The 26,058-nt window shown below is 38.3% G+C and carries 32 protein-coding genes and 1 riboswitch; of the genes, 15 read left to right on the top strand and 17 right to left on the bottom strand.

The features are described from left to right. Window positions 1–167: 167 nt before the first annotated feature. Window positions 168–518, bottom strand: a complete 351-nt coding sequence (locus SCI76_RS11195) for a YlbF family regulator (protein WP_013055299.1) — start codon at window positions 516–518, stop codon at window positions 168–170. 187 nt (window positions 519–705) lie between these two features. Between SCI76_RS11195 and SCI76_RS11200 the strand changes: the two genes are divergently transcribed. The 7 genes from SCI76_RS11200 to SCI76_RS11230 all read left to right on the top strand — a co-directional run bounded on the left by SCI76_RS11200 (window position 706) and on the right by SCI76_RS11230 (window position 8,096). After that, window positions 706–2,052, top strand: a complete 1,347-nt coding sequence (locus SCI76_RS11200; RefSeq protein ID WP_168761451.1) for a YheC/YheD family protein — start codon at window positions 706–708, stop codon at window positions 2,050–2,052. Further along, window positions 2,049–3,128 (top strand): YheC/YheD family protein, encoded by a 1,080-nt coding sequence (locus SCI76_RS11205; RefSeq protein ID WP_048020599.1) that lies wholly within the window; start codon window positions 2,049–2,051, stop codon window positions 3,126–3,128. Before SCI76_RS11200 ends, SCI76_RS11205 begins: the two co-directional genes overlap by 4 nt. 4 nt (window positions 3,129–3,132) lie before the next feature. Beyond that, window positions 3,133–4,482 (top strand): YheC/YheD family protein, encoded by a 1,350-nt coding sequence (locus SCI76_RS11210; protein WP_028412567.1) that lies wholly within the window; start codon window positions 3,133–3,135, stop codon window positions 4,480–4,482. Next, on the top strand, window positions 4,479–5,639 hold the full coding sequence (locus tag SCI76_RS11215) for a YheC/YheD family protein (protein WP_028412568.1): 1,161 nt from the start codon (window positions 4,479–4,481) through the stop codon (window positions 5,637–5,639). The genes SCI76_RS11210 and SCI76_RS11215 overlap by 4 nt, the downstream gene beginning before the upstream one ends. Window positions 5,640–5,705: 66 nt before the next feature. Next, window positions 5,706–5,915, top strand: coding sequence for a YheE family protein (locus SCI76_RS11220; RefSeq protein WP_063247662.1), 210 nt, complete (start codon window positions 5,706–5,708; stop codon window positions 5,913–5,915). A gap of 29 nt (window positions 5,916–5,944) precedes the next feature. Beyond that, window positions 5,945–6,847, top strand: coding sequence for a CdaR family transcriptional regulator (locus tag SCI76_RS11225; protein ID WP_048020602.1), 903 nt, complete (start codon window positions 5,945–5,947; stop codon window positions 6,845–6,847). 139 nt (window positions 6,848–6,986) lie between these two features. Next, on the top strand, window positions 6,987–8,096 hold the full coding sequence (locus tag SCI76_RS11230; RefSeq protein ID WP_025752961.1) for an ABC transporter ATP-binding protein: 1,110 nt from the start codon (window positions 6,987–6,989) through the stop codon (window positions 8,094–8,096). A gap of 23 nt (window positions 8,097–8,119) precedes the next feature. Here SCI76_RS11230 and SCI76_RS11235 read toward each other — a convergent pair whose 3' ends face one another. Continuing rightward, a complete protein-coding gene (locus SCI76_RS11235; RefSeq protein WP_034268022.1) occupies window positions 8,120–8,362 on the bottom strand; it encodes a hypothetical protein in 243 nt (80 codons plus the stop codon). A gap of 292 nt (window positions 8,363–8,654) precedes the next feature. Here SCI76_RS11235 and SCI76_RS11240 point away from each other — a divergent pair, with 292 nt between their 5' ends. Next, window positions 8,655–8,873, top strand: a complete 219-nt coding sequence (locus SCI76_RS11240; RefSeq protein WP_013055290.1) for an alpha/beta-type small acid-soluble spore protein — start codon at window positions 8,655–8,657, stop codon at window positions 8,871–8,873. 65 nt (window positions 8,874–8,938) lie between these two features. Here the strand turns inward: SCI76_RS11240 and SCI76_RS11245 are convergent, their stop codons facing one another. After that, window positions 8,939–10,204: a hemolysin family protein gene (locus SCI76_RS11245; RefSeq protein WP_028412572.1), complete on the bottom strand. Its 1,266-nt coding sequence runs from the start codon at window positions 10,202–10,204 to the stop codon at window positions 8,939–8,941. A 184-nt stretch (window positions 10,205–10,388) separates the two neighbouring features. On the opposite strand from SCI76_RS11245, the gene SCI76_RS11250 reads away from it, so the two are divergent. Further along, window positions 10,389–11,009 (top strand): NAD(P)-dependent oxidoreductase, encoded by a 621-nt coding sequence (locus SCI76_RS11250; protein ID WP_063247660.1) that lies wholly within the window; start codon window positions 10,389–10,391, stop codon window positions 11,007–11,009. A gap of 38 nt (window positions 11,010–11,047) precedes the next feature. Here the strand turns inward: SCI76_RS11250 and SCI76_RS11255 are convergent, their stop codons facing one another. Then, window positions 11,048–11,245 (bottom strand): hypothetical protein, encoded by a 198-nt coding sequence (locus SCI76_RS11255; protein ID WP_016762958.1) that lies wholly within the window; start codon window positions 11,243–11,245, stop codon window positions 11,048–11,050. Between the two features lie 181 nt (window positions 11,246–11,426). Here SCI76_RS11255 and gpmA point away from each other — a divergent pair, with 181 nt between their 5' ends. Continuing rightward, window positions 11,427–12,152 (top strand): 2,3-diphosphoglycerate-dependent phosphoglycerate mutase, encoded by a 726-nt coding sequence (gene gpmA, locus SCI76_RS11260; protein ID WP_028412574.1) that lies wholly within the window; start codon window positions 11,427–11,429, stop codon window positions 12,150–12,152. 30 nt (window positions 12,153–12,182) lie between these two features. On the opposite strand, the gene thiD is transcribed toward gpmA, so the two are convergent. The 9 genes from thiD to SCI76_RS11305 form a co-directional block, all read right to left on the bottom strand. Next, window positions 12,183–12,992: a bifunctional hydroxymethylpyrimidine kinase/phosphomethylpyrimidine kinase gene (gene thiD, locus SCI76_RS11265; protein WP_028412575.1), complete on the bottom strand. Its 810-nt coding sequence runs from the start codon at window positions 12,990–12,992 to the stop codon at window positions 12,183–12,185. Between the two features lie 22 nt (window positions 12,993–13,014). Further along, a complete protein-coding gene (locus SCI76_RS11270; RefSeq protein ID WP_407545198.1) occupies window positions 13,015–14,034 on the bottom strand; it encodes a thiazole biosynthesis adenylyltransferase ThiF in 1,020 nt (339 codons plus the stop codon). Continuing rightward, complete coding sequence (locus tag SCI76_RS11275) at window positions 14,031–14,798, bottom strand: thiazole synthase (RefSeq protein WP_013055283.1); 768 nt, start codon at window positions 14,796–14,798, stop codon at window positions 14,031–14,033. Before SCI76_RS11275 ends, SCI76_RS11270 begins: the two co-directional genes overlap by 4 nt. A 5-nt stretch (window positions 14,799–14,803) precedes the next feature. Further along, window positions 14,804–15,007 (bottom strand): sulfur carrier protein ThiS, encoded by a 204-nt coding sequence (thiS, locus tag SCI76_RS11280; protein WP_028412577.1) that lies wholly within the window; start codon window positions 15,005–15,007, stop codon window positions 14,804–14,806. Beyond that, a complete protein-coding gene (gene thiO / locus SCI76_RS11285; protein ID WP_028412578.1) occupies window positions 15,004–16,131 on the bottom strand; it encodes a glycine oxidase ThiO in 1,128 nt (375 codons plus the stop codon). Before thiO ends, thiS begins: the two co-directional genes overlap by 4 nt. After that, window positions 16,115–16,738, bottom strand: coding sequence for a thiamine phosphate synthase (locus SCI76_RS11290; protein ID WP_028412579.1), 624 nt, complete (start codon window positions 16,736–16,738; stop codon window positions 16,115–16,117). The genes thiO and SCI76_RS11290 overlap by 17 nt, the downstream gene beginning before the upstream one ends. Window positions 16,739–16,859: 121 nt before the next feature. Beyond that, a riboswitch (TPP riboswitch) is annotated at window positions 16,860–16,961 on the bottom strand. A 158-nt stretch (window positions 16,962–17,119) separates the two neighbouring features. Then, a complete protein-coding gene (locus SCI76_RS11295; protein WP_013055279.1) occupies window positions 17,120–17,335 on the bottom strand; it encodes a hypothetical protein in 216 nt (71 codons plus the stop codon). 51 nt (window positions 17,336–17,386) lie between these two features. Then, window positions 17,387–17,773: a fluoride efflux transporter CrcB gene (crcB, locus tag SCI76_RS11300; protein WP_028412580.1), complete on the bottom strand. Its 387-nt coding sequence runs from the start codon at window positions 17,771–17,773 to the stop codon at window positions 17,387–17,389. Next, the gene (locus tag SCI76_RS11305; RefSeq protein WP_165635917.1) at window positions 17,774–18,172 is read right to left on the bottom strand and encodes a CrcB family protein; all 399 of its coding nucleotides are present in this window, start codon (window positions 18,170–18,172) and stop codon (window positions 17,774–17,776) included. Between the two features lie 341 nt (window positions 18,173–18,513). Here SCI76_RS11305 and SCI76_RS11310 point away from each other — a divergent pair, with 341 nt between their 5' ends. From SCI76_RS11310 to SCI76_RS11320, 3 genes are read left to right on the top strand one after another with little or no spacing between them, the layout of a single operon-like run. Next, the gene (locus tag SCI76_RS11310; protein WP_407545199.1) at window positions 18,514–19,335 is read left to right on the top strand and encodes an amino acid ABC transporter substrate-binding protein; all 822 of its coding nucleotides are present in this window, start codon (window positions 18,514–18,516) and stop codon (window positions 19,333–19,335) included. Further along, window positions 19,319–20,023: an amino acid ABC transporter permease gene (locus SCI76_RS11315; RefSeq protein WP_013055275.1), complete on the top strand. Its 705-nt coding sequence runs from the start codon at window positions 19,319–19,321 to the stop codon at window positions 20,021–20,023. The genes SCI76_RS11310 and SCI76_RS11315 overlap by 17 nt, the downstream gene beginning before the upstream one ends. A gap of 30 nt (window positions 20,024–20,053) precedes the next feature. After that, window positions 20,054–20,788 (top strand): amino acid ABC transporter ATP-binding protein, encoded by a 735-nt coding sequence (locus SCI76_RS11320; RefSeq protein ID WP_013081645.1) that lies wholly within the window; start codon window positions 20,054–20,056, stop codon window positions 20,786–20,788. A gap of 34 nt (window positions 20,789–20,822) precedes the next feature. Here SCI76_RS11320 and SCI76_RS11325 read toward each other — a convergent pair whose 3' ends face one another. Continuing rightward, on the bottom strand, window positions 20,823–21,767 hold the full coding sequence (locus SCI76_RS11325; protein ID WP_028412584.1) for a nucleoside hydrolase: 945 nt from the start codon (window positions 21,765–21,767) through the stop codon (window positions 20,823–20,825). Window positions 21,768–21,946: 179 nt separating this feature from the next. Here SCI76_RS11325 and SCI76_RS11330 point away from each other — a divergent pair, with 179 nt between their 5' ends. Beyond that, a complete protein-coding gene (locus SCI76_RS11330; RefSeq protein ID WP_028412585.1) occupies window positions 21,947–22,942 on the top strand; it encodes an acryloyl-CoA reductase in 996 nt (331 codons plus the stop codon). A 52-nt stretch (window positions 22,943–22,994) separates the two neighbouring features. Here SCI76_RS11330 and SCI76_RS11335 read toward each other — a convergent pair whose 3' ends face one another. From SCI76_RS11335 to SCI76_RS11345, 3 genes are all read right to left on the bottom strand, one after another. Continuing rightward, window positions 22,995–23,426: an Rrf2 family transcriptional regulator gene (locus SCI76_RS11335; RefSeq protein ID WP_013081642.1), complete on the bottom strand. Its 432-nt coding sequence runs from the start codon at window positions 23,424–23,426 to the stop codon at window positions 22,995–22,997. 66 nt (window positions 23,427–23,492) lie between these two features. Further along, complete coding sequence (locus SCI76_RS11340) at window positions 23,493–23,822, bottom strand: antibiotic biosynthesis monooxygenase family protein (RefSeq protein WP_407545200.1); 330 nt, start codon at window positions 23,820–23,822, stop codon at window positions 23,493–23,495. A 126-nt stretch (window positions 23,823–23,948) separates the two neighbouring features. Then, window positions 23,949–25,358, bottom strand: coding sequence for a SpoVR family protein (locus SCI76_RS11345; RefSeq protein ID WP_033580662.1), 1,410 nt, complete (start codon window positions 25,356–25,358; stop codon window positions 23,949–23,951). A gap of 321 nt (window positions 25,359–25,679) precedes the next feature. Between SCI76_RS11345 and SCI76_RS11350 the strand changes: the two genes are divergently transcribed. After that, window positions 25,680–25,931 (top strand): YhdB family protein, encoded by a 252-nt coding sequence (locus tag SCI76_RS11350; RefSeq protein ID WP_013055267.1) that lies wholly within the window; start codon window positions 25,680–25,682, stop codon window positions 25,929–25,931. Window positions 25,932–26,058 lie beyond the last annotated feature (127 nt).

Here is a 26,058-nt window from a genome sequence, read left to right on the forward strand (position 1 = left end):
TCTTTCATAGATGTCTAATCCGTTAGGATACGGTTATAAATGACCTTTTCATGATAGTCGGCATGTGTAGCCTTGTTACTAAGCTTATGAGCAGAACTGCACAATTAGAAGGAATTTCCGCATAAAAAAAGAGGAAAAGATTTCTCTTTTCCTCTTTTCTCTATCTCTTATTCAGCCGCACCGTAAAGTTCTTCAAGTGGCTTCATGATAATTTTGTTTAATTCACCAATTACCATGCTCATACGTTGCTCAGCTTCCATTAGCTTCGCGATATTTTGATCTTGTTGAACGATTGCAACTGTTTGTTGAGCTTGCTGAACTTCTTCTTCAGTGATCTCTTGGCCCATCATTTGCTTTTGTTGCAGCTCCATTTGCATTGTACGGAAACGCTCAAATAATTGTTTTGAACCTTGATCAGCGTTTACTGCTGCATATAAGTTTTTTAAGTTTGTGTAATCGTCGCTTTGACGAATTGCTTTTTCTAAATCATTTGCTACATCATGTAAGTTTACAGACACGTTAAGTTCCTCCTAATTCAGTTCTATAATTTCTTGACTTCCCTAACTATAACAAATTATTATATAAAATTCAGCTTAAGACCTTTATTTTCTCAGAAAACGATAAATTCTCTTCACAGATTGGGCTAATTCCTCATAGTATATATCAGCATTCGCCTACTAAAGGAAAGAAAAAGAGGATTCGTTTATGAATACTTTTACCATTTCTCTAAAACCACTAGAGAACCATATGAGCGACGACATTTACATTAGTTCTGCTCTGTTCTCACGTGTGAAATGCAAGCACGAGTTTACGTTAACAGTAGGCTCCATCACGAAAGAAGTTAAAGCCACTGTTTTTCAGCATCGAGAATGCTGCTTCATGATGTCGGAAGCTCTATTTGCAGACTTTTGCTTTCCGTATGAAACGCATCAGCTGAGAGGCATTTACGAAGAGAACACGTTTAGGATGGGACCCGTGATTAGCATCGTAACAGAAGTTCGAGAAGATGAAGAACCCTTTGGCTCCATTTCTGTATTTTGTAAGGAATTTGTTCAAGCTTGCAAGGAGTTAGGGTGTTTTTGCTATGTGAGCAAATTGAGCGACGTGAAGTCATTGTCCCCTAAAGGATATGTTTATCGCGGTGATCGATGGGTTTATTCAGACGTTCCCTTTCCGGGAATAGTACACAACCGGATTCATGCCAGGAAAACCGAGCAAAGCGCTGATTTTCAAACCTTTAAAACATTTTTGAAAGAGCATGACGTTCCTTTCTTTAACGCACGCTACTTAAATAAATGGACGGTTTTTCAACAGCTTAAAGATGTTGTACACTTGCTTCCATATTTGCCAAAAACGTATCAGCTTCGTTCACGTCAAGATCTTCTTGACGCTTTGGAACTTCATGACGATGTTTTTCTGAAGCCTGTTCATGGTAGCCAAGGAAAAAATATTTTTAAAATTTCAAAGAAAGAGAAGTATATTTTAGACTATACAACGTTTACACAGACGTATGAAAAAGAATATGAATCTCTCTATGACTTATTTGAAACGCTTTATAGTCAATTAAAAAGGCAAGGATTTCTTATCCAAGAAGGAATTTCACTGCAGACATACAAACAGTGCCCTTTTGATTTCCGCATTCTCTGTCATAAAAAAGACGACTTGACGTGGAAAATCACGTCCATTGTCACACGTGTATCAAAACCCGGCAATTTCGTCTCAAATCTTGCTCGTGGAGGGGATATTCATCCTCCTCAGCAAGTTTTAACTCAGCTCTATGATTCAAAAACGACGCGCCATATCCTTTCACTTTTAAAAGAGATTGCGATTGAAATTTGCACACAGCTTTCTCACCCGGCTGAACTTTATGCAGAATTTGGTATTGATTTAGCGATTGATCAAGAAGGAAAGCCTTGGATTATTGAAGTAAATGTCAAACCTTCCAAACAATTAGATTCCAGCGCTTTCTCTGTTCGTCCCTCAACAAAAGCACTGCTTGATTATTGTCTGCATGCAACGAATTTTCAATTTGCCAAGGAGGATTTACGATGATTTCATTAGGCTTTTTAACGATTCACCCACAGCAAGAAGTGGAGTATGTGACCGAAATTGCTAAACATGCTTCTGAGTTTTCAATTGAAATATACCGTTTTACTCCTTTTAACATTCATCCTAACACCGAAAATATTGAAGGCTTCCGCTACGATTTACAACAAAAGAAATGGATAGAAGATTCCTTTTTACTTCCTTCGTTTATTTACGATCGCTGCTTTTATCGAAAAGACTCGCTGTCTAATAAGGCTCGCCCTATTGTAAACTGGCTTAAACAGCGGGAAGATGTTACATTTTTAGGCCATGGATTGCCCAATAAGCTAGATGTCTATGAAGCCATTAAAAACGATAGCTATTTATCTTCATATATTCCTCCTACCACTCCAATCGAAAGTGTAGAGCAGCTTGTTCAGCTGCTTCGAACAAACGATAGCCTAATGATTAAGCCTGCCAACGGCTCACAAGGTAAAGGAATTGTGAAATTAAGACAGCGTGGACGTGAAATTGAAGCTTCTTATCAACAAAATGACATTGTAAACACCATTCTATTTTCCTCTTTTCAGGAGTTTAAGAACTGGTTTACGAAAACGGCCCGTGATGTATTGTATATTGCTCAGCCCCATATTTCATTTTTCCCTTATGAGCGCACTCCTTTTGATATAAGACTGCTATTACAAAAAGGAAACGATGGTGCTTGGAAAGAAATTGGAAGAGGAATTAGACAAGGTGAACGAGACTCCATCGTAACAAATGTAAGTTCAGGAGCCTCTATTGTACCTTTTGAGAACTTGCTGCCTCGCATCCCTCGCGTTCACCGTCAATATGTGATGGATGAAATCAACACCATTTGTAAAACGATTCCGTCCGTACTGGAAAAACATTTTCCTTCTCTTTTTGAATTAGGTATTGATTTATGTATCTCGAGAGACTTCAGCATCTGGATTCTAGATTTAAATTCGAAACCAGGAAGAAAAATCGTAATGGAGACAGCTCCTGAACAAAAAGAAGTCATGTATAAAAATGTCCTGTCTTACTGCATCTATTTAGCTAACACACTATCGTATCGTAAGGAGTAATGCTATGAAAAAAACTCTTACTCGCCTTGTTGTAGTAGAGCAGCTAGGATGCGATCTTTCTGTTCCTGCATCTCTTTACAAAGACTCCTTGAAACAAGCAGCTTTTGGAACAATGACAGCTCCATGCCTTATACAATCTTCAGAATGTGAAGAAATTCAGATTTCAGCTGAGCTAATGACAAAACTGCAAATTCCTTTCGCTCATATGATGCACCCTATTATTGTGAATGAGACCATTCACTTAGGACCTTTAATTGGTGTGTTATCAGCTGGTTTTACTGGTTCTCTGCTGCGGCCAATTGGAAAGCGTTCCCTTCACTTAGCTAAACTTCTTTCTACTGCAAGTATAACAGGGGGACTTCCTTTTATTTTTGGAACTCATCATATCAACTGGGAAACCGGGACCATAAACGGCTATTTTTACGAGGAAAGCGGCTGGACACAGCATGAAGTCCCGCTTCCTAACGTTGTATATAACCGTTTGCCAAATCGAAAAACAGAGGGGTTAGCTCCTTTTAAGTTCATTAAAGAAAAGATGATGACTGATTACGGCATTCCATTTTTTAATCCTGATTTTTTCAACAAGTGGGAAATTCATGAGCTTTTAAAACTGAACGAGCAGACAGCCTATTTGTTACCTTACACGGTTGAAAGTCCTTCGTGTGAGCAAATAAAAAAACTTCTGCTTCTTCATCAAACCGTTTATTTAAAGCCGAAAAACGGAAGCTTAGGCCGCGGCATTTATACGCTAGCTTTTAAGGATTCCATGTACACGCTGACTTACAAAGGAGAAAAAGGTCTTCATGTTCAAGAAAAAGAAACCTTAGAGGAACTATTATCAGAATTTGAATATTTACTTACTAATCCTTCATACATTGCTCAGCAAGGTATTTCATTAATCAAAAAAGAAAAGCGCTGTGTAGACTTTCGCGTGCATACGAATAAAGACGGGAATAACCAATGGGTGCTTACTGCTCTAGCTGCTAAAGTAGCCGGTCCCAACAGCATCACTACGCATCTTGATTACGGCGGAGAAATTGAAGCTACAGCCAAAATATTCACTAACCCTTCTTACAAAAAAGAAATTGAAAATAAGCTAAAAGATGCCGCTATCTCAATTAGTCATATACTTGAACAGGAGTTGAACGGATTAATTGGAGAGCTTGGATTCGATTTTGGAGTGGATTATCAAGGAAACGTGTGGCTGTTTGAAGCTAACTCTAAGCCCGGTCGCTCTATTTTTTCACACCCTGCCTTACGAAAAGCGGATCAACAAACTAGAAAACTTTCTCTAGAATATGCGATTTACTTATCTGGATACTATCTAAATACACCTGAAGGCATCAGCATATGATTACAATTTACTATCACAAAGAAAAGCAGCAGTGGTTTCATAATAATCCTTCAGCATCTTACACATGGGGAGTTCAAGAAATTGAACTTCCCTTTACTCAAAGTATTTCTTCTACTCAAGCTTTTCTTCGTTTAAAAGGAGAAAAAGCAGGTCCTATTGTGGGAGTTTTAACGAACAAAGCTGTTTTGGAAAAACTGAATGTAAAACAGCGTCCTTTATTAGAACTCTTACATCATACCCTGCAAGAGAAAGGCGGGCTTCTTGCTTTATTCGCTGAAGAAACAATGTCTCATCACTTCTTTGAAGGGTATTGCTTTGACGGGGCAAAAAAGCAGTGGATCAAAACAACTTTGCCGCTGCCAAACGTTATATATAATCGTTATCCAGGAAGAAAATCAGAAACCAAAAAGCTGAAATCTTTACACAAAAAAATAAAAAGCAGGCACATCCCCCTTTTTAATTCCGCTTTTTTTTCAAAATGGAAAGTGTATCAGTTATTTTCAAAACATCCACTATTATCTTCTCACCTTCCTAAAACCTATCGTTTAACACCAGAAATTGATATTGCTAAGCTTCTGCAAAAACACTCTTCTCTTTATTTTAAGCCTATTAACAGCAGTAAAGGCGCTGGAATTTTCCGATTATCTTCCGATAAGCATACGATTATTTATCAAGATCATACACGCAAAGAAGAATTTTCTTCTTTACAAGCAATTGACCTTCCCAGGTCTGCTTATCTCATTCAAGAAGCAATTGAGACGCAGCCATTCAAAGACCGGCGCTATGACTTACGTATTTTAGCGCATCACAAAGATAGCCGGTATGTTATTAGCGGCGTCGGTATTCGACATAGTCCCTATCACTCCATTACAACACATACGTTAAACGGCGGAAGCATTTCACCTTCTCAAGATCTTGAAGATGAAGTAGATACTTCCTTTCTTTCGTCTTTTGTAAATACGTGCGGGCAAGTCCTTCAAAAGTCCTTCCCTCTCATTGAAGAATTTTCTCTTGATATGGCAAAGTCAGTCCAAGGTCATTATTATCTGTTTGAAGTGAATGCAAAACCGATGATTTTTGATGAAACAGACATTCAAACGCAAGGTGCTAAACACATATGCAACATATTTTACAAATTAACAAAATTTTTAGATTAAATGATTTTTCATCTCCTTTTCTCATGGTAAGCTTATAATAACTACTTGAGAAAGGAGATTTTCTTTATGGTTGCACATTTTCAGGTTAAACCACTGTATCAAAATAATCGAATGCCGGGCTGGCACATCTCGTTTTATATGAATCGGGTTTATTACGAGGCTGATTATTTAAAAGATGGACAAATTATATGGAAAACTGCGCTTTCTAATCAAATAGATGAAACACAATTAATTGATTATATTCATGAGCTTATGCTTTTTCACGTTTATGAATAGTAAGCTTTCACCGAAGGGAACGAGCACAGATGAAACAGCTGCACACACTATTTGGGGATAAAATGATTAAGGCTAAAATCCCTTCTCAATTTGAACGATACAAATGGTTTTCATGTGATGAAGGCTTCATTGGAATTGAACACACGGCTTTGTCTCAAAAAGAGCAGGCATTACTTTCTGCTTTTTTAACGCCTTATGATGAGGAAGTTTCTTTCCTGACGCCAGAACAATTGTATTGGTCAAACCTGTTATTTAAAGCACCTGAAAAAGTCATTCACTCTCATCATACGCACCATTCTTTTCGCTTTACCCAGTTTTTAATTAAACGTTCGTTTGAACAAAAAATAGAGTTTGAAAATGCGCTTCACGCCTTGTATTCTACCTCGATTACTGTGTTGTGGATTGATAAACAATCAGGTATCGTTATCGAAACCTTTGATGATCCTAATGACTTAACTGAAAATTTATCAGATTCTATCGAGGTGCTATGTCATGATTTTGAAACTTCAATTCAGTTCTTTGAAGGACAAATTCACTTTTTTCCGTCTTCACCGCGATTAATTTTTGAGCGTGAAAAGAAATGGTTTTATCAAATTAAGCATACAGTCGAACAAAACCATGTTATCCATTTTACCGACGTTTTACCCCATTTGGTTCTGCAAGAGTCTTCAGAGGCAATCCAAAATCATATGATACATTTACTTGACTTAGTAAAAGATGATGGAGATCTTTTAGAAACGATTAAAGTTTATTTAGAATGTAATTTAAACGTATCTCTTGCTGCTAAGAATTTGTACATGCATCGCAACAGCTTGCAGTATAGAATTGAGAAATTTATTGATCGCACACACCTTGATATCAAACACTTCACAGGAGCTGTGTCTGCTTACTTAGCTATTCTTGCGTTAAAAAATTCACAGGATAAAAAATAAAATGAAAGGGTTTTCGTAAATAGTGCACGAAAACTCTTTCTTTTTTTTGTGCATGTTTGCCATTTACCGTTTCATTAAAAAAAATTACACTAGAGTTAAGAAAACGGTTTCACAGAGTACATACAAGGGGGAAATGGAAATGGCTGAATTACGTTTAGAACATATTTATAAAATGTATGATAAAGATGTGACGGCGGTAAAAGATTTTAACCTTCACATTCAAGATAAAGAATTTATTGTATTTGTTGGGCCTTCAGGCTGCGGGAAATCGACAACGCTTCGTATGGTTGCAGGGCTAGAGGAAATTTCCAAAGGTGATTTTTATATTGACAGCAAGCGTGTAAATGACGTTGCTCCAAAAGATCGCGATATTGCAATGGTATTCCAAAACTACGCATTGTATCCGCATATGAGCGTATATGACAACATGGCTTTCGGCTTAAAACTTCGTAAATTACCAAAAGATGAAATCGAACGCCGCGTAAAAGATGCCGCTCGTATTTTAGGACTTGAGCAATACTTAGAGCGCAAGCCAAAAGCATTATCCGGCGGACAGCGTCAGCGTGTAGCTCTAGGTCGTGCAATCGTTCGTGATGCTAAGGTCTTCTTAATGGACGAACCTTTATCAAACTTAGACGCGAAATTACGTGTGCAAATGCGTTCTGAAATTGCGAAGCTTCACCAGCGTTTGGGTACAACGACAATTTACGTAACACATGACCAAACCGAAGCAATGACAATGGCTTCTCGTCTGGTTGTTATGAAAGATGGGATTATCCAGCAGGTTGGTACACCAAAAGAAGTATATGAAAAACCTGAAAATGTATTTGTAGGCGGGTTTATTGGTTCTCCTGCTATGAACTTCTTAACCGGAACGTTAAAAGACGGAAAGGTTCAAGTAGGCGATTCTCTTCTTGCAGTTCCGGAAGGTAAAATGAAAATACTTCGCGAGCAAGGATATTTAAATAAACAAATTATTTTAGGCATCCGTCCTGAAGATTTCCATGATGAACCTGTATTTATTGAATCTTCACCCGGCACAAAAGTTACTATTAAAGTCGATGTATCCGAGTTAATGGGAGCTGAAACCATGCTTTATTCTAAACTCGGCGGACAAGATTTTGTAGCACGCGTAGATTCAAGAACAGATATTAAACCGCTTCAGTCTCTAGACTTAGCATTAGATATGAACAAAGCGCATTTCTTTGATGCAGAATCCGAACAGCGCATCCGTGCTGAACACGAATAAAAAAGACCCTTAGGGGTCTTTTTTTATTCCTGTATTTGCTTCAATTCCTCACTGTGACAAGTAGAGCAGTAAAAGAGATGAATACATTGGTGATTTGCTAAATCACTAGGATACCCATTTTCTACTTTTAACTGATCGATTTCCATGTAAGCACTGTAATCATCAAAATAATCGCTGACTTTTCCCATATCCCCTAGCACTTCTCCACATGCTTTGCACGTCATTTGTACATCACTAAACCCATTACATAAAGAACAAATCGACATCCGCACACCTCGCTTTACCTGATCAATATGTACCTATAATATGCACGGAATAAAACTCTCTTACTCTTTATCAAACTCCACACAAAAATTTCTATAAATTACCAATAAAATTCTATGTATATGTTTTTTTCCCTTTCGCCATAATACTAGTAACAACCGAGCACAACAGCTCGCAAACATTGAGTTACGCCGCGGTAGGCAAGCAGATCTAATCGATGCATCTGCTCGGCTGGTTCAACTCCAGCTAACTCAACCATTAAATCTATTTTATCTAACGAGGAGATGAATACACATGGCAAATTATCAAAACGCATCAAACAGAAATTCATCAAACAAGTTAGTAGCGCCTGGTGCTCAAGCTGCTATCGATCAAATGAAGTTCGAAATCGCTAGTGAGTTTGGTGTAAACTTAGGACCAGATGCAACAGCTCGTGCGAACGGATCTGTTGGTGGCGAAATCACAAAACGTTTAGTACAATTAGCTGAGCAAAACTTAGGCGGCAAGTACTAATATTAACTAATTTCATATTATGGCTTTAGCGCTCCAAGATCTCTTGGAGCGCTTTCTAATTTCTTTTAATCAGCTTCCTCATTCTTATTCGCAAATGATTTTACAGAAACTTTGCGAATGCGTCGATTTTCTACTTCCTTAATGGTAAACAATATCTCTTCATATGAGAAAAAGTCTCCTTTAGCAGGAATATGATCAAACTGCTCATATATCCATCCCCCTAAGGTATGGCACGTACTGTCAGGAGAACTAACTGCTACATAGGTTAAAAATTCATCAATAGGGATGTCTGCGTTAAATTCGTACTCCTTTTCCCCTATCTGATGTACATACTTAACAGCTTCATCATGTTCATCCCAAATCTCTCCCACAATTTCTTCTAATATATCCTCTAAGGTCACAAGACCGGCCGTTCCACCAAACTCATCAACTACAATTGCCATGTGCACCTTACTTTTTTGAAGCTCTGGCAATAGTACAGATATTTTCATGGATTCTACTACAAAAATAGGTTGTCTCAACAAATCACGAATAAAAATCTCTTTTCTTTGGACTAAACAGGTTAAAAATTCTCTTTCTGATAAAATGCCAATAATGTTATCAATATGATCTTCGTATACAGGGACTCTCGAATATCTCTCTTCAAGAAACATTTGACAAACCGAATCAATATCAGCATTTACGTCAACTGCTGTGACATCTATTCTAGGTTTTAAAATTTGCCCCACCACAATGTCATTAAAATTGAGTGAGCGATGAACTAGCTCTTTTTCAATATTATTAATCGTTCCTTCTTCTTCGCTTAAATCTACCATCACTTTAATTTCATCTTCTGTGATCGTTGGTGTGGGAGCAGACGCTAACAAGTGAGAAGCTCCTTTTCTCACCTGTAAAAATAAGAAGGAAATCGGGGTTAATAATTTAATAATAAGAAATAACAAGGAAGAAATCATCAGCGCAAAAGATTCGGCATGCTCTTTCGCTAACGATTTCGGTAAGACTTCACCAAAAATCAAAATGATGATGGTCATAACGATGATACTAATCACAAGTGCTAGGTTTCCTTTAAACACATCGAGGGCAATTTTAGCTGCCAAAGAGGACGCAGCAATGTTTACGACAACATTTCCTACTAAAATTGTCGATAGCGTCTGCTCAAAGTGTTCAGCAATATGCAGCGCTTTTTTACTTCCTCGATATTTTTTCTCAGCGTAATGTTTTAAACGAATTTTATTTACGCTTGAAAAGGCTGTCTCAGCAGATGAAAAGAAAGCTGATAACATAAGCAAAACGACTAATATCATCATTTGATTCAGAGGCAAGTCTCCCAAAAGACATTCACTCTCCTATTTTTTGATTTTTCTGTCTTTTTATCATATCAAATTTTTTTGATGTTGAATATTTTCTTCATCAACTTTGTATTACTTTATGCTACGCATGCTTTTTATTATGAATAAGTATACAAATTGTATATTCTAAAGAATAGATACTATCTTTTATAGAGGGGTGCAACCAATGAAAATTTTACTATTTGGCTCAACAGGACGAGTTGGACAGTCTTTATTAAAAATGATGCTAAAAGATGAAAACGACGTTACGGTACTTGTTAGAGACCGCAATAAGCTAAAGATTAGTCATCCAAACCTACATATCTTACAAGGCGATGTCCTTGATCAAGAAAATATCAGCTTTGCCCTCAAGCACCAAGATATCGTAGTCAGCGCGTTAAATACAGATGGTGCAGAGACCATTTCAAAAAGTATTCCGCTTATTATAAACAGCATGAAGCATTACGGCGTTCATCGTATTCTTACTATCGGAACTGCAGGTATTTTACAGTCACGAACAGAACCGGAAAAGTATCGTTTTCAATCAAATGAATCAAAGCGTAAAACGACCAGAACAGCAGAAGATCATTTAAAAGGATACTTACACTTGAAGGAAAGTGACCTAAACTGGACCGTTATATGCCCAACCTACTTGCCTGATGGTGAAGTAACAGGCACATACCGAGTGGAAAAAGATATTTTGCCAGCAGATGCCGTTAAAATTTCAACGGGAGATACCGCTCACTTTACCTACCATGAAATATGGGCTCAAAAATTCCCAAAATGCCGCGTTGGAATTGCTTATTGAAAAATCAGGAGAACTTTTCGTTTTCAAAACGAAAAGTTCTACATCCAAAAAATACCAATTATAGCTAATCCACCTAGAACAAAACCTCCTATTTGACCAACGAGAGCCGGTGTCAAAACAGGCTTTCCTTTTTCTTTCTCTAATGTGCTAATATCAAGCTTCATCTGATACATTTCTTCTTTTAAATCTTCAATCTGGCCGTGCAGCGCTTGAATCTGACGTTCTTGGTCACTCATCCACTATCTTCCCTTCCCTTTTTTATTTTTATCATATGCGTAAAAAAGTTAAAGCTTTACTTTTCAGCATCACTTTTTCTAAATGTTAAAAACTCCTTTCCCCGGCTTTAGGATAAAAAACACTTTCCTTCTCATAATAAAAAAGAATAGAGTCCTTAGTCATTGTTGAAAGGAGAACATGATGATAAAACTTGTGTTGATTAGGCATGGACAAAGCGTATGGAACCTTGAAAATAAATTTACAGGCTGGACGGATGTAGACCTTTCTAAAAATGGATTGCAAGAAGCGCGAGAAGCCGGAAAAGTGCTAAAGAAAAACGAATATGCTTTTGATATCGCCTATACTTCTGTTTTAAAACGATCCATTCGTACTCTATGGATTGTCTTACATCAAATGGACTTCATGTGGATTCCTGTATATAAATCTTGGAGACTGAATGAACGACACTACGGGGCTCTTCAAGGTTTGAACAAAGAAGAAACCGCAAAAAAATTTGGAGAAGAGCAGGTGCATTTGTGGAGAAGGTCGATGGACGAACGCCCTCCTGCTTTAGAGACAACAGATATTCGCTATGAAGCTTCCAACCCTAAGTATAAGGAATTAGCCAAGGGACAATTTCCTGTAACGGAAAACTTAGCCGATACAGAAAAGCGGGTTCTAGAATATTGGAACAAAACTATTGCTCCTTCTATTAAAGCTGGCAAAAAGGTTATTATTTCCGCTCACGGTAATACGATTAGAGCTCTGATGCAGTATTTGGATAACATTTCACCTGATGGCATTGCGAACTTGAATATTCCCACAAGCGTACCGCTTGTGTATGAGCTTGATGATAATTTAAAGCCCATTAGACATTATTATTTAGGCATCGATGGAGAAATTCCGACACATATTCCTTCTTCATAAAAAACGTGCCTAGATTGTAGGCACGTTTTTTTATATATTTGAACGAAAGTATTTTCTATACGCCCAATGATTAGTAGGACCGTGTCCCGAACCAAGTTCAAGCGTATGCTTAATCGCATAGTGAACAAAATCCGAAGCGGTTTGAACTGCTTCAACTACGCTTTTGCCTTTCGCTAGTTCAGCCGTGACGCAAGCAGCAAACGTGCATCCCGTCCCGTGTGTATGCTTTGTATTCATCTTTTCATGCTTGATTTCAACATACGTATGACCATCATACACTAGATCAATCATATCCTGATGAGATTGGTCATGTCCGCCTTTAATTACCACGTGCTTTACACCTAGCTCATGCATCTGTTTTGCCGCTTCTTTTCTGTCTTCAATCGTGTGAATTTCTTTCCCCGTGATGACTTCCGCCTCCGGTATGTTCGGCGTAATGACTTCACAAAGGGGCAATAATTCTTTTAGCGCCTGTATAGCTTCTCTTTGAAGAAGAGATTGACCGCCTTTTGCAATCATAACGGGATCAACTACAACATTTTGCAGTCCGTGCTGTTTGATTTTACGAGCCACTGCGTAAATAATATCAGCACTGAACAACATACCTGTCTTCACTGCATTAGGAAATAAGTCAGTCGCAATTGAATCTAACTGCGTTTCAACTGCTTCTACTTCTAAAGGATAAACTCCTTGAACGCCAACTGTATTTTGTGCAGTCACAGCTGTAATAACAGACATGCCAAAAACGTCACGCTCTTGAAATGTTTTTAAATCTGCTTGAATGCCCGCTCCTCCACCGCTGTCTGATCCAGCAATGGTTAATGCTTTTGGTACTGTCATGCTTGAAACCTCCATCTCTTTCTTACCCAATATACCGATGATAAAGTGACTTTGCTTCTACTATATCGTTTGTTCCATGGACAAAGACGCGCCCATCTTGAAACATCACTAAACGGTAATCATCTACATAAAAAGAAAGCAGATACGGATTTTGTTCAATTTTATATCCTTTTTCTTTTAATCGTTCACCTAAAGACTGCAGTGGCTGCTTGGCTGATTTGCCCGGACGGATTTGTACCGTGTTTCTTCCGCATAGCACAGCTGTTTTCGTTTGATTTTCATATTGTAAAAAGGGATACGTTTGTTCACTGCCGCATGAGCGGCAAGCAGATTTGCGAAATACGTTCACATTGATGCTCGTATACTCATTTTTCCATACGTCAAACGAAACAAGTTCCCTCCTGAGCGCATTCCAGTCTCCAACTAATATTTTTAACACCTCTGTTACTTGATGAGCGACTACCATTTGTACAGCAGGACTAATAATCCCCACTGTATCACATGTTAATCCTCCAAGCGGTACAGATTCAAGCAAACAGGATAAACACGGTGTTTCACTTGGTATGATAGTATAACTAATTCCGTAACTTCCTACACATGCTCCGTAAATCCAAGGAATATCATATTTTTGTGATAAATCATTCATTACAAGGCGTGCGTCAAAATTATCGGTTGCATCAATCATAACATCTACCCCCTCAACAAGCTGTTCTAAAACTTGAGGGGTACCGTCCGCTACGTGGGCTTCTACTTTTACATCATGATTAATATCGTGAAGCCTTTTTTTAGCGGCAACTGCTTTTGGGATTCTTTTATCAGCATCTTTTTCACTATACAATTGCTGACGCTGAAGGTTGCTCCACTCTACATAATCGCGGTCAATGAGCGTTATTTTCTTTACTCCCGCTCGTGCAAGGGCCTCGGCGTTCCCTGTTCCAAGAGCACCTGCTCCTACAATCAGAACATGCTTTTCTTGAATTTGCTGCTGTCCGCCTTTTCCAATAGGTTGAAACAATTCTTGGCGGGAATAACGATTAATCAACCGATACTCATCCCTTCTGTTGGACTGCTTGCCGTTGCATATTGTTTCTTTTCAATACGTCCTGCTTCAAATGCTGCTCTTCCTGCCTCAATCGCTAGCTTCATAGCACGAGCCATTTTCACAGGATCTTTTGCTCCTGAAACAGCTGTATTTAATAACACACCATCTGCTCCTAGCTCCATAGCTTGAGCTGCGTCTGAAGCCGTTCCAATACCTGCATCTACAATTACTGGAACGGTTGATTGTTCAATGATAAAACGCATGTTCAACGGATTAATAATACCTTGACCTGAACCGATAGGCGACGCTCCTGGCATAATGGCATGTACGCCTAACTCCTCTAAACGACGCGCAAGTAAAACATCATCTGATGTGTAAGGTAAAACGGTAAAGCCCTCTTTTAACAGTTCTTCACTAGCTTTTAATGTTTCAACTGGATCAGGAAGCAGCGTCTTATCACATCCAATTACTTCTACTTTCACCATGTCACAAAGTCCAGAAGCCTTTGCTAATTTAGCAATACGTACGGCCTCTTCTGCATTTTTTGCTCCAGCAGTGTTAGGCAAAAGAGTGAAACGCTTCACATCAAGTGCTTCTAATAAATTAGGCTGATTTTGATCAAAAATATCCATTCGTCTAACAGCAAATGTTAAAATTTCTGTTTCCGACTCTTCTACCGCTTGACGCTGAGTCGTAAAGTCCGGAAATTTCCCTGTTCCTAATAATAAACGTGAATTAAATGTATATTGTCCAATTTTTAACATACTCTTCATCCTCCTCCAACAAATGAAACAACTTCTAATGTATCTCCATCTTTTAAGCATGCATCGCTATGTTCTTCTTTTTGCAAAATATTCTTGTTTAATTCAACAATTACAACTCGCTCATGCAGACTCTGAGCCTGCAGCAAGTGCTCGACCGTTTCAATTTCATCTCCGACAGTGACGGTCTTACCGTTAATAATTAGATTCAATGAACTCCCTCCATTGCTCTCGTTAGCTGAAATGATGTAAAGAATGAATGATTTGGCTTTTTCCCTAACAAAGCATCAGCCATAATTTTTCCAGTTGCAGCGCTTAATAAAATACCGTTTCGGTAGTGGCCAAAAGCCATGTGCAGATTCGCTATTTCAGGGTGCTCTCCTAAATAAGGCCAGCCATCATTTGTTTGTGGACGAAGACCAGCCCATGCTTTTTCAAATGTGGCTTCTTTAATGGCCGGCAGAAGCGCAGAAGCTTTATTCAGCAAAAATTGAATACCTTGTGCAGAAACGGTCTTAGTAAAATCATGCTGCAGCTTAGTTGCCCCGATTACGATTCTTCCACCAGTCTTAGGGACTAAGTAAAAACCTTCATCTAAAAAAATCGTTTTAGAAAGCAGGGGCTTATGACTTTGCAGAGCAATACACTCTCCTTTTACAGGAAACACCTCGCCTAAATGTTCAGAAGAAATAAAGCGTTTAGCCCATGAGCCTGCTGCAATCACTACTTTTTCTCCATAAAAAGAGCCTTTGGACGTCTGTACCCCTTTTACTGTTTCATTTTCCATAATAAGAGAGTGAACGTCACAGTATTCGAATACATCTGCTCCGTGATACAAGGCTCCATGAGCAAGAGCTTGTGTTAACTTAGCCGGAGCTAGCTGGCCGTCTCCCGGTATTGTAATGGCTCCGTATATGTCTGGAGAGAGCCCGGGTTCTAACAAACGCGCTTCTTTTACATCGATCCATCTTACATCTTTGTCCCACCGGTGGTGCTGAGCGGCTTTTTTCTTTAATACGTGTGCATCTTCTTCTGTTACAGCGACTTTTAATAAGCCTTTTTGAATGAGCTCTACGTCGATAGCCGTTTTTTCTTTTAGTTCCTTCACCAGTTCAGGAAACATGCTTCTGCTCTTAATAGCAAGGTCTAAAAGAGGACCTTCTTCATCAATTTCAGCTTGAGCACCTAAAATACCAGCGGCTGCACTTGAAGCTTCACAACCAACTTGATTGCGTTCAAGAATAGCTACTGACGCTCCTTGTTTTGACAAATGATAAGCGATAGAAGAGCTGATTATACCTCCTCCGATTAACAGTACATCATAATGCTGCTTCATTTTCTCCACCTCCAGATGTCCATATATGAGAATATTGTTTAATCGCTTTCAGGGGATCTTGCGCAAGCATGACACCAGACATCACGGCTATACCGTGTGCTCCTGTTTGAAGTACCTCTTTGGCATTTACAGGTGTAATTCCTCCAATGGCAATAACCGGTATCTGCACAGCGTCTACTACTTCTTTTAGTGCCGCTATCCCTCGACTTTTTAATTCTTTTTTTGAATGTGTTGAATAAATATGTCCGTATAAAATGTAGTGAGCACCATCTTTTTCAGCTTCTAAAGCCTCTTCCACAGAGTGAACTGACTTTCCAACAATAAGAGAAGGAAATGCGTCTATAACAAACGAAACGTCTAAACTATGATAGGCAAGCTGTACACCTTTTGCTTTTAAAGCATGCGCTACATCAACTCGGTCATTCACAATAATTTTAGAGCGACAAAATGGTAGGCTTTCTAGTAAACATTGAATCTGCTTTGCCGTTTTCTTTTTTTCTCTAATATGAATGGCGCCCGCAAAAGGCGCGATAGCCGTTAAAATTTTTTGAAGCTCTTCGATTGGCTGCTTATCTGTTGTAATGACATGAAATTTAGGAATATCCACATGATCGAAACCTTTCCATTCAGAATAAAGAGAAATTTCAATCACTTCATCTTGTGCAGAGGGCTTTATTACATACAAAAAACCACTCTACAACGTAGAGTGGTTAGCATGCATCGTTATGTAAACATGATCGCCACTTCCCTACGCTGGTCCAAACCAGATCAGGTTCAAAGGGTCCGAAATACATCCGTCTCAGCTTCAAAAAGCTCCCCTAGTGATTGCTATTTATTGATTTTGTTTTTGCACTTAAAATTATAACACAACTAGATGTAAATACAATATCTCTTTATGCTCTTACGGCTCTCTTCCTTTTATAGATGTATCTTTTAAGCTTCTTTACTAAGAGGCCCGGCGCACCGAATCATTCTGCTTTTTATATAGTTAGTAATCGGTATAGTCGTCAAATTCTTCTTTGTCTTTTTCCTTTTTCCGATCCCATATAAACAGCAGGAGTAACATAATAAAAGTTAGAATATAAAAACCGTAAAAAATAAATGCCGCCACAACATTTATAAATAAAAATAAAAAACCAATGATCTGACCTGCAACAGCTACAATCAACAAAATGTATTTCCAAACTTCTGCTTTTCTATCCATTCTCTACTTCTCCGTCTTTTTGTTTTTCCCTACTAGAAACGTTCTCTTTACTTATAATAAAAACGTTCCTGCCAGTAAACCGACTGTAAATAAACCAACTGTTCCAAATGCTGAAATCCCCACGTACGCCAACATTTTCCGATAAGATTTTTCCCGAATTAACTGTACGGTTTCCACACTAAACGTTGAAAAAGTGGTAAAGGCACCAAAAAACCCAATGCCAATCATTAAAAATATTGAATCATCATAAGCATGACTCGGAACCTTTCCATAATAACTACCGTAAAAAAGACCAAGCCCAAACGCACCGAGCAAGTTTACAAACAGCATTGAGACTGGAAAAGGAGGGTTTGAAACTGTTTTTGTAACTTTTAAACCCAAAAGATAACGGCATATTCCTCCAGCTGCCCCGCCAAGTGCCAAGCTCACTATGCTCATTTACTTCACCTCATGTACTTTCACTAAATTTTTCCCTGCCGCTTCACCGCATAGATAGCCTGCTAAAGCAAGAAGGATTCCACCTACTAAAGAGACAATGACATAAATGGCTCCCCAAAATAAATGGTGCTGAGTGAGAGAAATGACGTCTCCTGCAAAGGTTGAATACGTTGTAAAACCGCCGCACACGCCAACTCCTAGTCCAAGCTTTATCCATTCTTTTGGCTTTTTCCACGCAAAAAATCCTGTTAATAGGCCTAGTATGAAGCTTCCTAATAGGTTTTCAATTACCGTTCCTATTGGATAGCCCGTATATAATAAGGAAATATTTAGCAAATAACGCGCATATGTACCAGCGATAGCACCAAAGGCAATTGAGATTAAGTTTATGGCTTTCATCATATCGCTCCGTTTCATAAATTCTTCTTTAAGTGTACCATAAGGAATTTATTTCTACCTTAACATTTAACTATATGTTTATTGCACCAAAAGTCATGAAAAAATGAAAGAGAAAATCGTCGCATGAAACTTCCTTTTTACTCCTCAAATATCCCTTAAAAATCCACTTAATCCAAATTTTAAAATCTTTCTGTATCCTTATGACAAACCGTGTATAGAAGGTATATTTCCCTTATTTTAAGTCACATTAATCGTATAAGTTTTTTTTGTTGACTTTTGCTGTGTTCTTGTTTAGTATCACAGAGTATCATTTCCTATCAGAATACTAGGGGGTTTAGAAAATGAAGAAATTTGCTGCACTTTTGTCGCTACTATTAGCTTTCACAGTTGTGCTTGCCGCATGCGGTTCTAGCTCAAAAAATGAAGCAAACAATGGAGACAATAAATCTTCACAAGAGGATTTATATAATAAAGTGAAAAAAGATGGCGTATTAACAATTGGAACTGAAGGTACATACCCTCCGTTCACTTTTCATGATGACAAACAAAAGCTAACTGGGTTTGATGTAGAATTGGCTCAAGAAGTAGCTAAACGTCTTGGCGTAAAAGCTGAGTTCAAAGAAACACAGTGGGATGGCATGTTTGCCGGATTAGATGCTAAACGCTTTGACATAATTGCTAATGAAGTGGGTATTCGTGAAGATCGTCAAAAGAAATACGATTTCTCCGACCCATACATCCAGTCAGGCGCCGTATTAATTGTTCGTAAAGACGAAAAAGATATCAAATCATTTAAAGATTTAAAAGGAAAAAAATCAGCACAGTCATTAACAAGTAACTACAAAGACATGGCTCAATCTTATGGTGCAAACATTACGAGTGCTGAAGGTTTTGCTCAAGCAGTAGAACTAATGAGCGCAAACCGTGTTGATGCTACAATCAACGATAAATTATCGTTCCTTGACTATAAGAAAAAGCACCCTAACGCACCTATCAAAATCGCGGATGAAAAATCCGATGGTGCTGCAAGCGGCTTTATGTTTAGAAAAGACAGCGGTAAGTTAGTGGATAAAGTAAACAAAGCATTGAAAGATATGAAAAAAGACGGAACATACGCAAAAATTTCTAAGAAATGGTTTGGCGAAGATGTTTCTCCTAAATAATATTTTTCCTGATGGAGAGCGATTGAATCAATTGATTTCAATCGCTCAATCATCTCTCTTACCAATGCTAAAGGGAGCTATTCAATATTCTATTCCACTAACATTAATCACGTTTGTACTCGGTATCATTTTAGCTGTCTTAACAGCCTTGGCTCGTTTATCATCTATAAAAGTTTTAAATATAATTGCGCGCATCTATGTATCGATTATTCGAGGTACACCGCTGCTTGTGCAATTATTTATTATTTTCTACGGCTTACCCAATTTAGATATAACAATTGACCCATTTATCTCTGCTATTATTGGATTTTCATTAAGTGTAGGTGCGTATGCATCTGAAATTATCCGAGCAGCGATTCAATCTATTCCTAAAGGACAGTGGGAAGCTGGCTACTCACTTGGTATGACCTATTCCCAAGCGTTAAGACGGATTATTTTACCGCAAGCAGCACGTGTATCGATTCCGCCATTATCTAACTCTTTTATTAGCCTTATTAAAGATACGTCACTTGCATCGCTTATTCTTGTTTCTGAGATGTTCCGTAAAGCTCAAGAAATTGCTTCGACTAACTATGAATTTTTACTTCTTTATAGTGAAGCAGCGCTCTTGTACTGGATTATGTGTACAATCTTATCCATTATCCAAGGACGCATTGAAATAAGACTAGATCGTTACGTATCTAAATAACCGTTTCGAGTAGCTAAAGGAGTTTTTCATATGATTAATATCAAAAATTTGCATAAATCATTCGGTGATTTGCAAGTATTAAAAGGGATTGATTTAGAAGTTGAACAGGGCAAGGTAATTGTATTAATTGGTCCTTCTGGATCGGGTAAAACTACTTTTTTACGTTGCTTAAATCTTTTAGAAATCCCAACAGACGGCACGATTGAACTTGATAAAAAAAGCATGAATTTCACCAAACCTGTTCGTAAAAAAGACATTACTTCATTTCGAAGCCTAACAGGTATGGTCTTTCAAAACTATAACTTATTTCCTCATAAAAGTGCGCTTGAAAATGTTATGGAAGGTCCTGTAATTGTAAAAGGCGTTTCTACTCAAGAGGCAGAAAAAAGAGGTAAAGAATTGTTAACACGCGTTGGCTTAGGCGATAAGCTCGACTTTTACCCTTTCCAGCTGTCTGGCGGACAACAACAGCGTGTTGGCATCGCCAGAGCAATGGCGATGGACCCAAAAGTTATGCTATTTGATGAGCCTACTTCAGCTCTTGACCCTGAGCTTGTAGGAGACGTTCTTCAAGCGATGAAAGACCTGGCAAAAGAAGGAATGACGATGGTGGTGGTAACTCATGAAATGCGCTTTGCCCGTGAAGTAGCAGATGAAGTTATTTTTATGGATCAAGGTGTCATTATGGAAAGAGGTACACCGGATCAAATATTTTCAAATCCTCAACAAGAGCGGACACGTCAATTCTTGAATATGATTCATTAAAAAGGTTGCACATTTTCACGTGCAACCTTTTTCTTTATTTGGCTACTGCTTTTTTCATTAAATCTGTAATGTACGTAAAGAATGCTTCAGCTGTGACGTCATACACGACGTCTACAGGTCGTCCCTCTTCAGAAATTTCTGTTCTTCCTTGTCTTGGTGTTTCTGTATACACAATACTCGAAACGGTTTTTACCTTCACAAGTGTTGAATTCCCTGTAAATGCTGTTGTGAGTACGTCCCACAAATAATAAGTCGAATTGGTTTCAACATGCACAAGCGGCGGGCAAGCCGCGTAGCACTGCCCTACAAAGTCTACTCCTTCATACCTGCGAAGTGAAGCCCACATTTGGCGAATAGCCGGCGTTAATGGAACTTGATTCGTGCTTTCTAAAGCAACCATCTCAATTTTAATGCTGCTTTCCCATACTCTTGCTACTGCTTCTGGATCCCAAAAAGCATTCCATTCCGCCGTTCCATCATGTTCAGGCTCCTGCACATTTCCTACTTCTTGAAATGTACCGCCCATCCACACTAACTTATCAATTTTCTCTTCTATTTCAGGCGCTTTTTCAAGTGCTCTTGCCAAATCAGTTAGCGGTCCTGTAAATAATAAAGTCGTTTTTCCGTCTGTGTGCTGCAATGTTTCAATTAAATGATCATGAGCAGGCAGCTGACTTATTTTTGTTTGCACTTTCCCTTTTTCATTTAAAATTGGCAGTGCATCTACATAAAACGTATGCATGCGCCATTCTTTTGGAAATGGGTTCATACCACGTGAAGTAGATTTGGCTACCTCGATATCATAACTTCCAAAACGATCAATAATTTTTTGGCTTGCGCTGATACCTGGCTCTAAGTATCCGTCAGCAGGAATGACAGATACCCCCGTTACCTTTACATCATCCATTTGCAGCAGTAAAAAAAGGGATACTAAATCATCAATCCCTGCATCATGGTTAAAATATATGTTTGTGCTCATGTCTCTTCTCCTCTTTTCTATGTATCGCTACGTAATAGCTGTACCGCTATTTTATAATGAAATGGCCTCTTTGGTAATCAAAGTATTATGAACTTCTTTTACTATTTTCTATAATGGGTATAGAAATAAGGTAATCTATGTATAGGCATATACATCTCAGTATAGAAAGGAGAAATAAAATGAAGCAATCATTTTCAGCATTAGTAGTAGATAAAACAGGTGAAGAACAAGTGGAGGCGTCTGTCCAAGAACTGACGCTAAACGATTTGCCAGAAGGCGATGTACTTATTCGCGTTCATTATTCAGGGGTGAATTATAAAGATAGCTTAGCCAGCATCGCAAACGGCAATATTGTGACAAGCTATCCGTTTGTTCCAGGTATTGACCTAGCAGGAATCGTTGTATCTTCTGACAGCCCTGATTTTAAAGAAGGTGATCGTGTCATCGCAACAAGCTATGACATTGGCGTATCACACTTTGGAGGCTACAGTGAGTATGCGCGCTTACGCAGCGAATGGATTGTCCCTCTTCCTGAAAATTTGACGTTAAAAGAAGCAATGATTATCGGAACAGCTGGCTTCACAGCTGCTTTATCTGTGCATCGCTTAGAGGAAAACCATACTAGTCCATCTAACGGCTCTGTGCTTGTAACAGGGGCTACGGGAGGTGTAGGAAGCTTTGCGGTTGCCATTCTTTCAAAATTAGGCTACACAGTGGAAGCAAGTACAGGAAAAAGCTCGGAAGCAGCTTATTTGAAAGAGCTTGGCGCTTCCTCTATTGTAGCGCGTGAAGACGTTTATAACGGCAAATTAAAAGCATTAGGCAAGCAAAAATGGGCCGCTGCGGTGGATCCTGTGGGTGGAGAGCCCCTAGCTTCTGTCCTCAGTCAAATTCAGTACGGAGGCTCTGTAGCGGTCAGCGGGCTAACAGCTGGAGGCAAAGTGCCAACAACGGTCTTTCCCTTCATTTTGAGAGGGATTAATTTACTCGGCATCGATTCTGTTTACTGTCCAATGCCTACTCGAAAAGAGATTTGGAATAGACTCGCTAATGACTTTAAACCTGAAAGCTTCGAACCTTTCATTCAGCAGGAAGTTTCTTTACAAGATCTCCCTCAGGTTCTTCCTACTTTATTAAAAGGACAAGCTCGAGGACGAACAATTGTGAAGCTATAAAAAAACGGAGAAACCTGGGTTTCTCCGTTTTTTTACGAACAGACGCATGTTATTATGCATCTATTTTTGCTATTAAATCCGTCACTAATTCTTTCATCGTCACATCGGCTAAGACTTGTTCCATGGCATCTTGAGAACGTTTTAAAATCAATTCAAGGACACTTTGAATATTGGCTCCTACAGGACACTCCACATTCGGATTTTCATGCATTTGAAACAATTCTCCTTCTTCCACAGCCGCTACCGCTCGATAAACGTCTAACAACGTTATCTCTTCTAAATCTTTCAATAGATAAGCTCCGCCAGCTCCGGCTTTTACGCCCACAAGTCCAGCTTTCTTTAACATCCCAATTACTCGTCTTATAACAACAGGATTTGTATTTACACTGCTAGCAATCCACTCTGAAGTACTAGGATGACTGCTATCTACTTTAATTAAAGACAGTATGTGAACGGCCACGGTGAATCGACTGCTAATTTTCATTACTCTCACTCCTATTTTGTTGTAATCATTATAGTTACAACATTTATGAAAGTCAAGCGTGCTTTTTTAGGAAAGAATGTCTTCTTCTACCGCCTCATAAAAACGAAGCGTTTTCTTGATTTCCATAGCTTCAGAAAATGCTTTCGTTTTCTTGTTATTCGCTTCTTTATGTTCGTTCACATGTTCTTCTCTTGAGATCCACGCTTGAAAGAACTGCTTGTCTTCCCACTTTGATACAAAGACATATTCGACTTTATCCGCGGAATCTTTTTTCCAGCATTCGAACGATAAATTTCCTTTGGCTTCCTCGATTTCTGTTTTGTTTTTCTTAGCTTTTTGCTTGAGCTTTTCTTCAAATTTCTTTTCTGTTTCAAAACTTGCGTTTACAACAAACATCTTATCTCCCTTTCTAAATGAAAATGATTCTCACCAAATTATTGCATAGTAATTTTATTTTTTCAATTTATATGGATAATAAAATTACAGAAGCACAAAAAGACCGCTATTTAAGCGGTCTCCTTTTTATAAATGTTTTCGATGCACTGTTTTCCCGTCATACGTGAAGGCAATTGGCTTGCCTTCCATCATCGTTTCTAAATGAACGGGGCGGCCCCAAAGCTGATGAACATAAGGTACCACTTTTTCTAAGTATTTGACATCTAATTCAATTCCTTCATACCAGTGTTTTAAATAGAGCTCTCCATTTTTTAAATAGTCTCCATTGGTTACTGTGATGTAAGGAAATCCTCCGTTTACGCGCATATTAACAAGCTGATCTCTAACTTCTGTCCACTCTTTATCGACAATTTTATAGTCTTTTCCTTGTTTTTGGAATAAGTACATATCCTCCCGCATAACTAAATCTTTTGTTAAGTAATTGCGGATAAAGGAAATATCTGATTCAACCTCACGTACCTCAAACATCTTCTCTCTTCCTGACCCGGGCTCGACGCCCCGGCGAATCATATCTTCGGTTGGATTGTTGTAGCGTTCTTCAATGTCTTCAAAGATTTTTAATCCCAAATAATATGGATTGATTCCCGTCTTGGACGGCTGCACAACCCCTGCATTTAGCTTCGCGAATTCTATCGCTTCATCACTCGTTAAGTCCATTTCTCGAATAATGCGTTGATGCCAGAAAGAAGCCCAGCCTTCATTCATAATTTTTGTTTCAAGCTGCGGCCAGAAATAAAGCATTTCTTCTCGCATCATCGTTAAAATATCCCGCTGCCAATCCTCTAAATAAGGACTGTATTCTTCAATAAATAATAAGATGTCTTTTTCAGGCTGAGGCGGAAATTTTTTAAAAGACTTTGGAGGTTTTGGTTTTTTCTTTTCTTTATAATCCAAATTCCATAAATCATCATAAGGAGAAGTGATTTCTTCTTCCGATGATTCTACATCATCTATGCTCCAAGAAAGCTTGGCACGCATAAGAGACGGATCAATATGTTCCTGAATCGATAAGACAGCATCCAAAAACTTTTCTACTTCACGCTTACCGTGCTTTACTTCGTATTCTTTAATTCGATCAGCGGTCGCTGCCATACTTTCTACCATATCCCGTTTAGTGTTGGCAAAACGGCTGTTATTTTTAAAGAAGTCACAGTGAGCTAACACGTGAGCTACAATTAATTTATTCTGAATAAGCGCATTGGAATCCAATAAAAATGCATAACAAGGATCTGAATTGATAACTAATTCATAAATTTTACTCAATCCAAGATCGTAGTGTAATTTCATTTTGTAAAATTGTTTTCCAAAGCTCCAATGTGAAAAACGAGTTGGCATCCCATATGCACCAAACGTATAAATAATATCTGCCGGGCAAATTTCATAGCGCATCGGATAAAAATCCAAACCGAAACCGCTAGCTATTTCCGTAATTTCATCAATCGCACGGTATAATTGCTTATAATCTGCTTCTTTCACGACAGCTCCCCCTTTCACTCCTTACTTCAATCTATGTACAAACATGTCAATTCATGTGTTTTCATCAAAAAGAAGCTTTATTTTTTCAAGAAAAGGGGATTTTTATTTAGTTGTCTTAAATAATGGATGTAATGTAACTGTTACGCTTCGTTATTCTTTGCCTTTCTTATCATTTATCCGGTGCTGTACGTTTATTCTTCTTACATAATGACTACAACCTCTTTTAATTATGCACTGGTCTTTTGCCCAACATTTACAGCGTAAGAATTCCCGCAAATATCATACACTAATTTCAACTCCTCAAAAGGAGGAACGTTATTAATGGATGTAATTGATTATGATCGAGCTTTATATTACACACACCGTTCACAATGGGATAACTTATTAATTTTAATGGTTCGAACAGACGACGATTTTCTTTCAAAAAAGATTGAACATTTTTTGCACGCCTACAATTTTGAACGAAACTACCGCATCATTCAAGAAGAGCTTTATTCTTTACTACGCTACATTGATCATGCAACGGAATATTCGGAGCACAACCCGGAGCTTCTGGAAGAATCATTGTACTAGTATTTTTGATACACACACTTGGACAAAGAAGGGATGAATTCCCTTCTTTATTTTTTTATGTTGCACTAAAAATATGCATATTTCATTTCAAAAAACATCAAATAATATATGTAAACATATTTATTTT

The organism is Priestia sp. HNGD-A6, assembly GCF_045784335.1.
GTDB lineage: Bacteria > Bacillota > Bacilli > Bacillales > Bacillaceae_H > Priestia > Priestia zanthoxyli.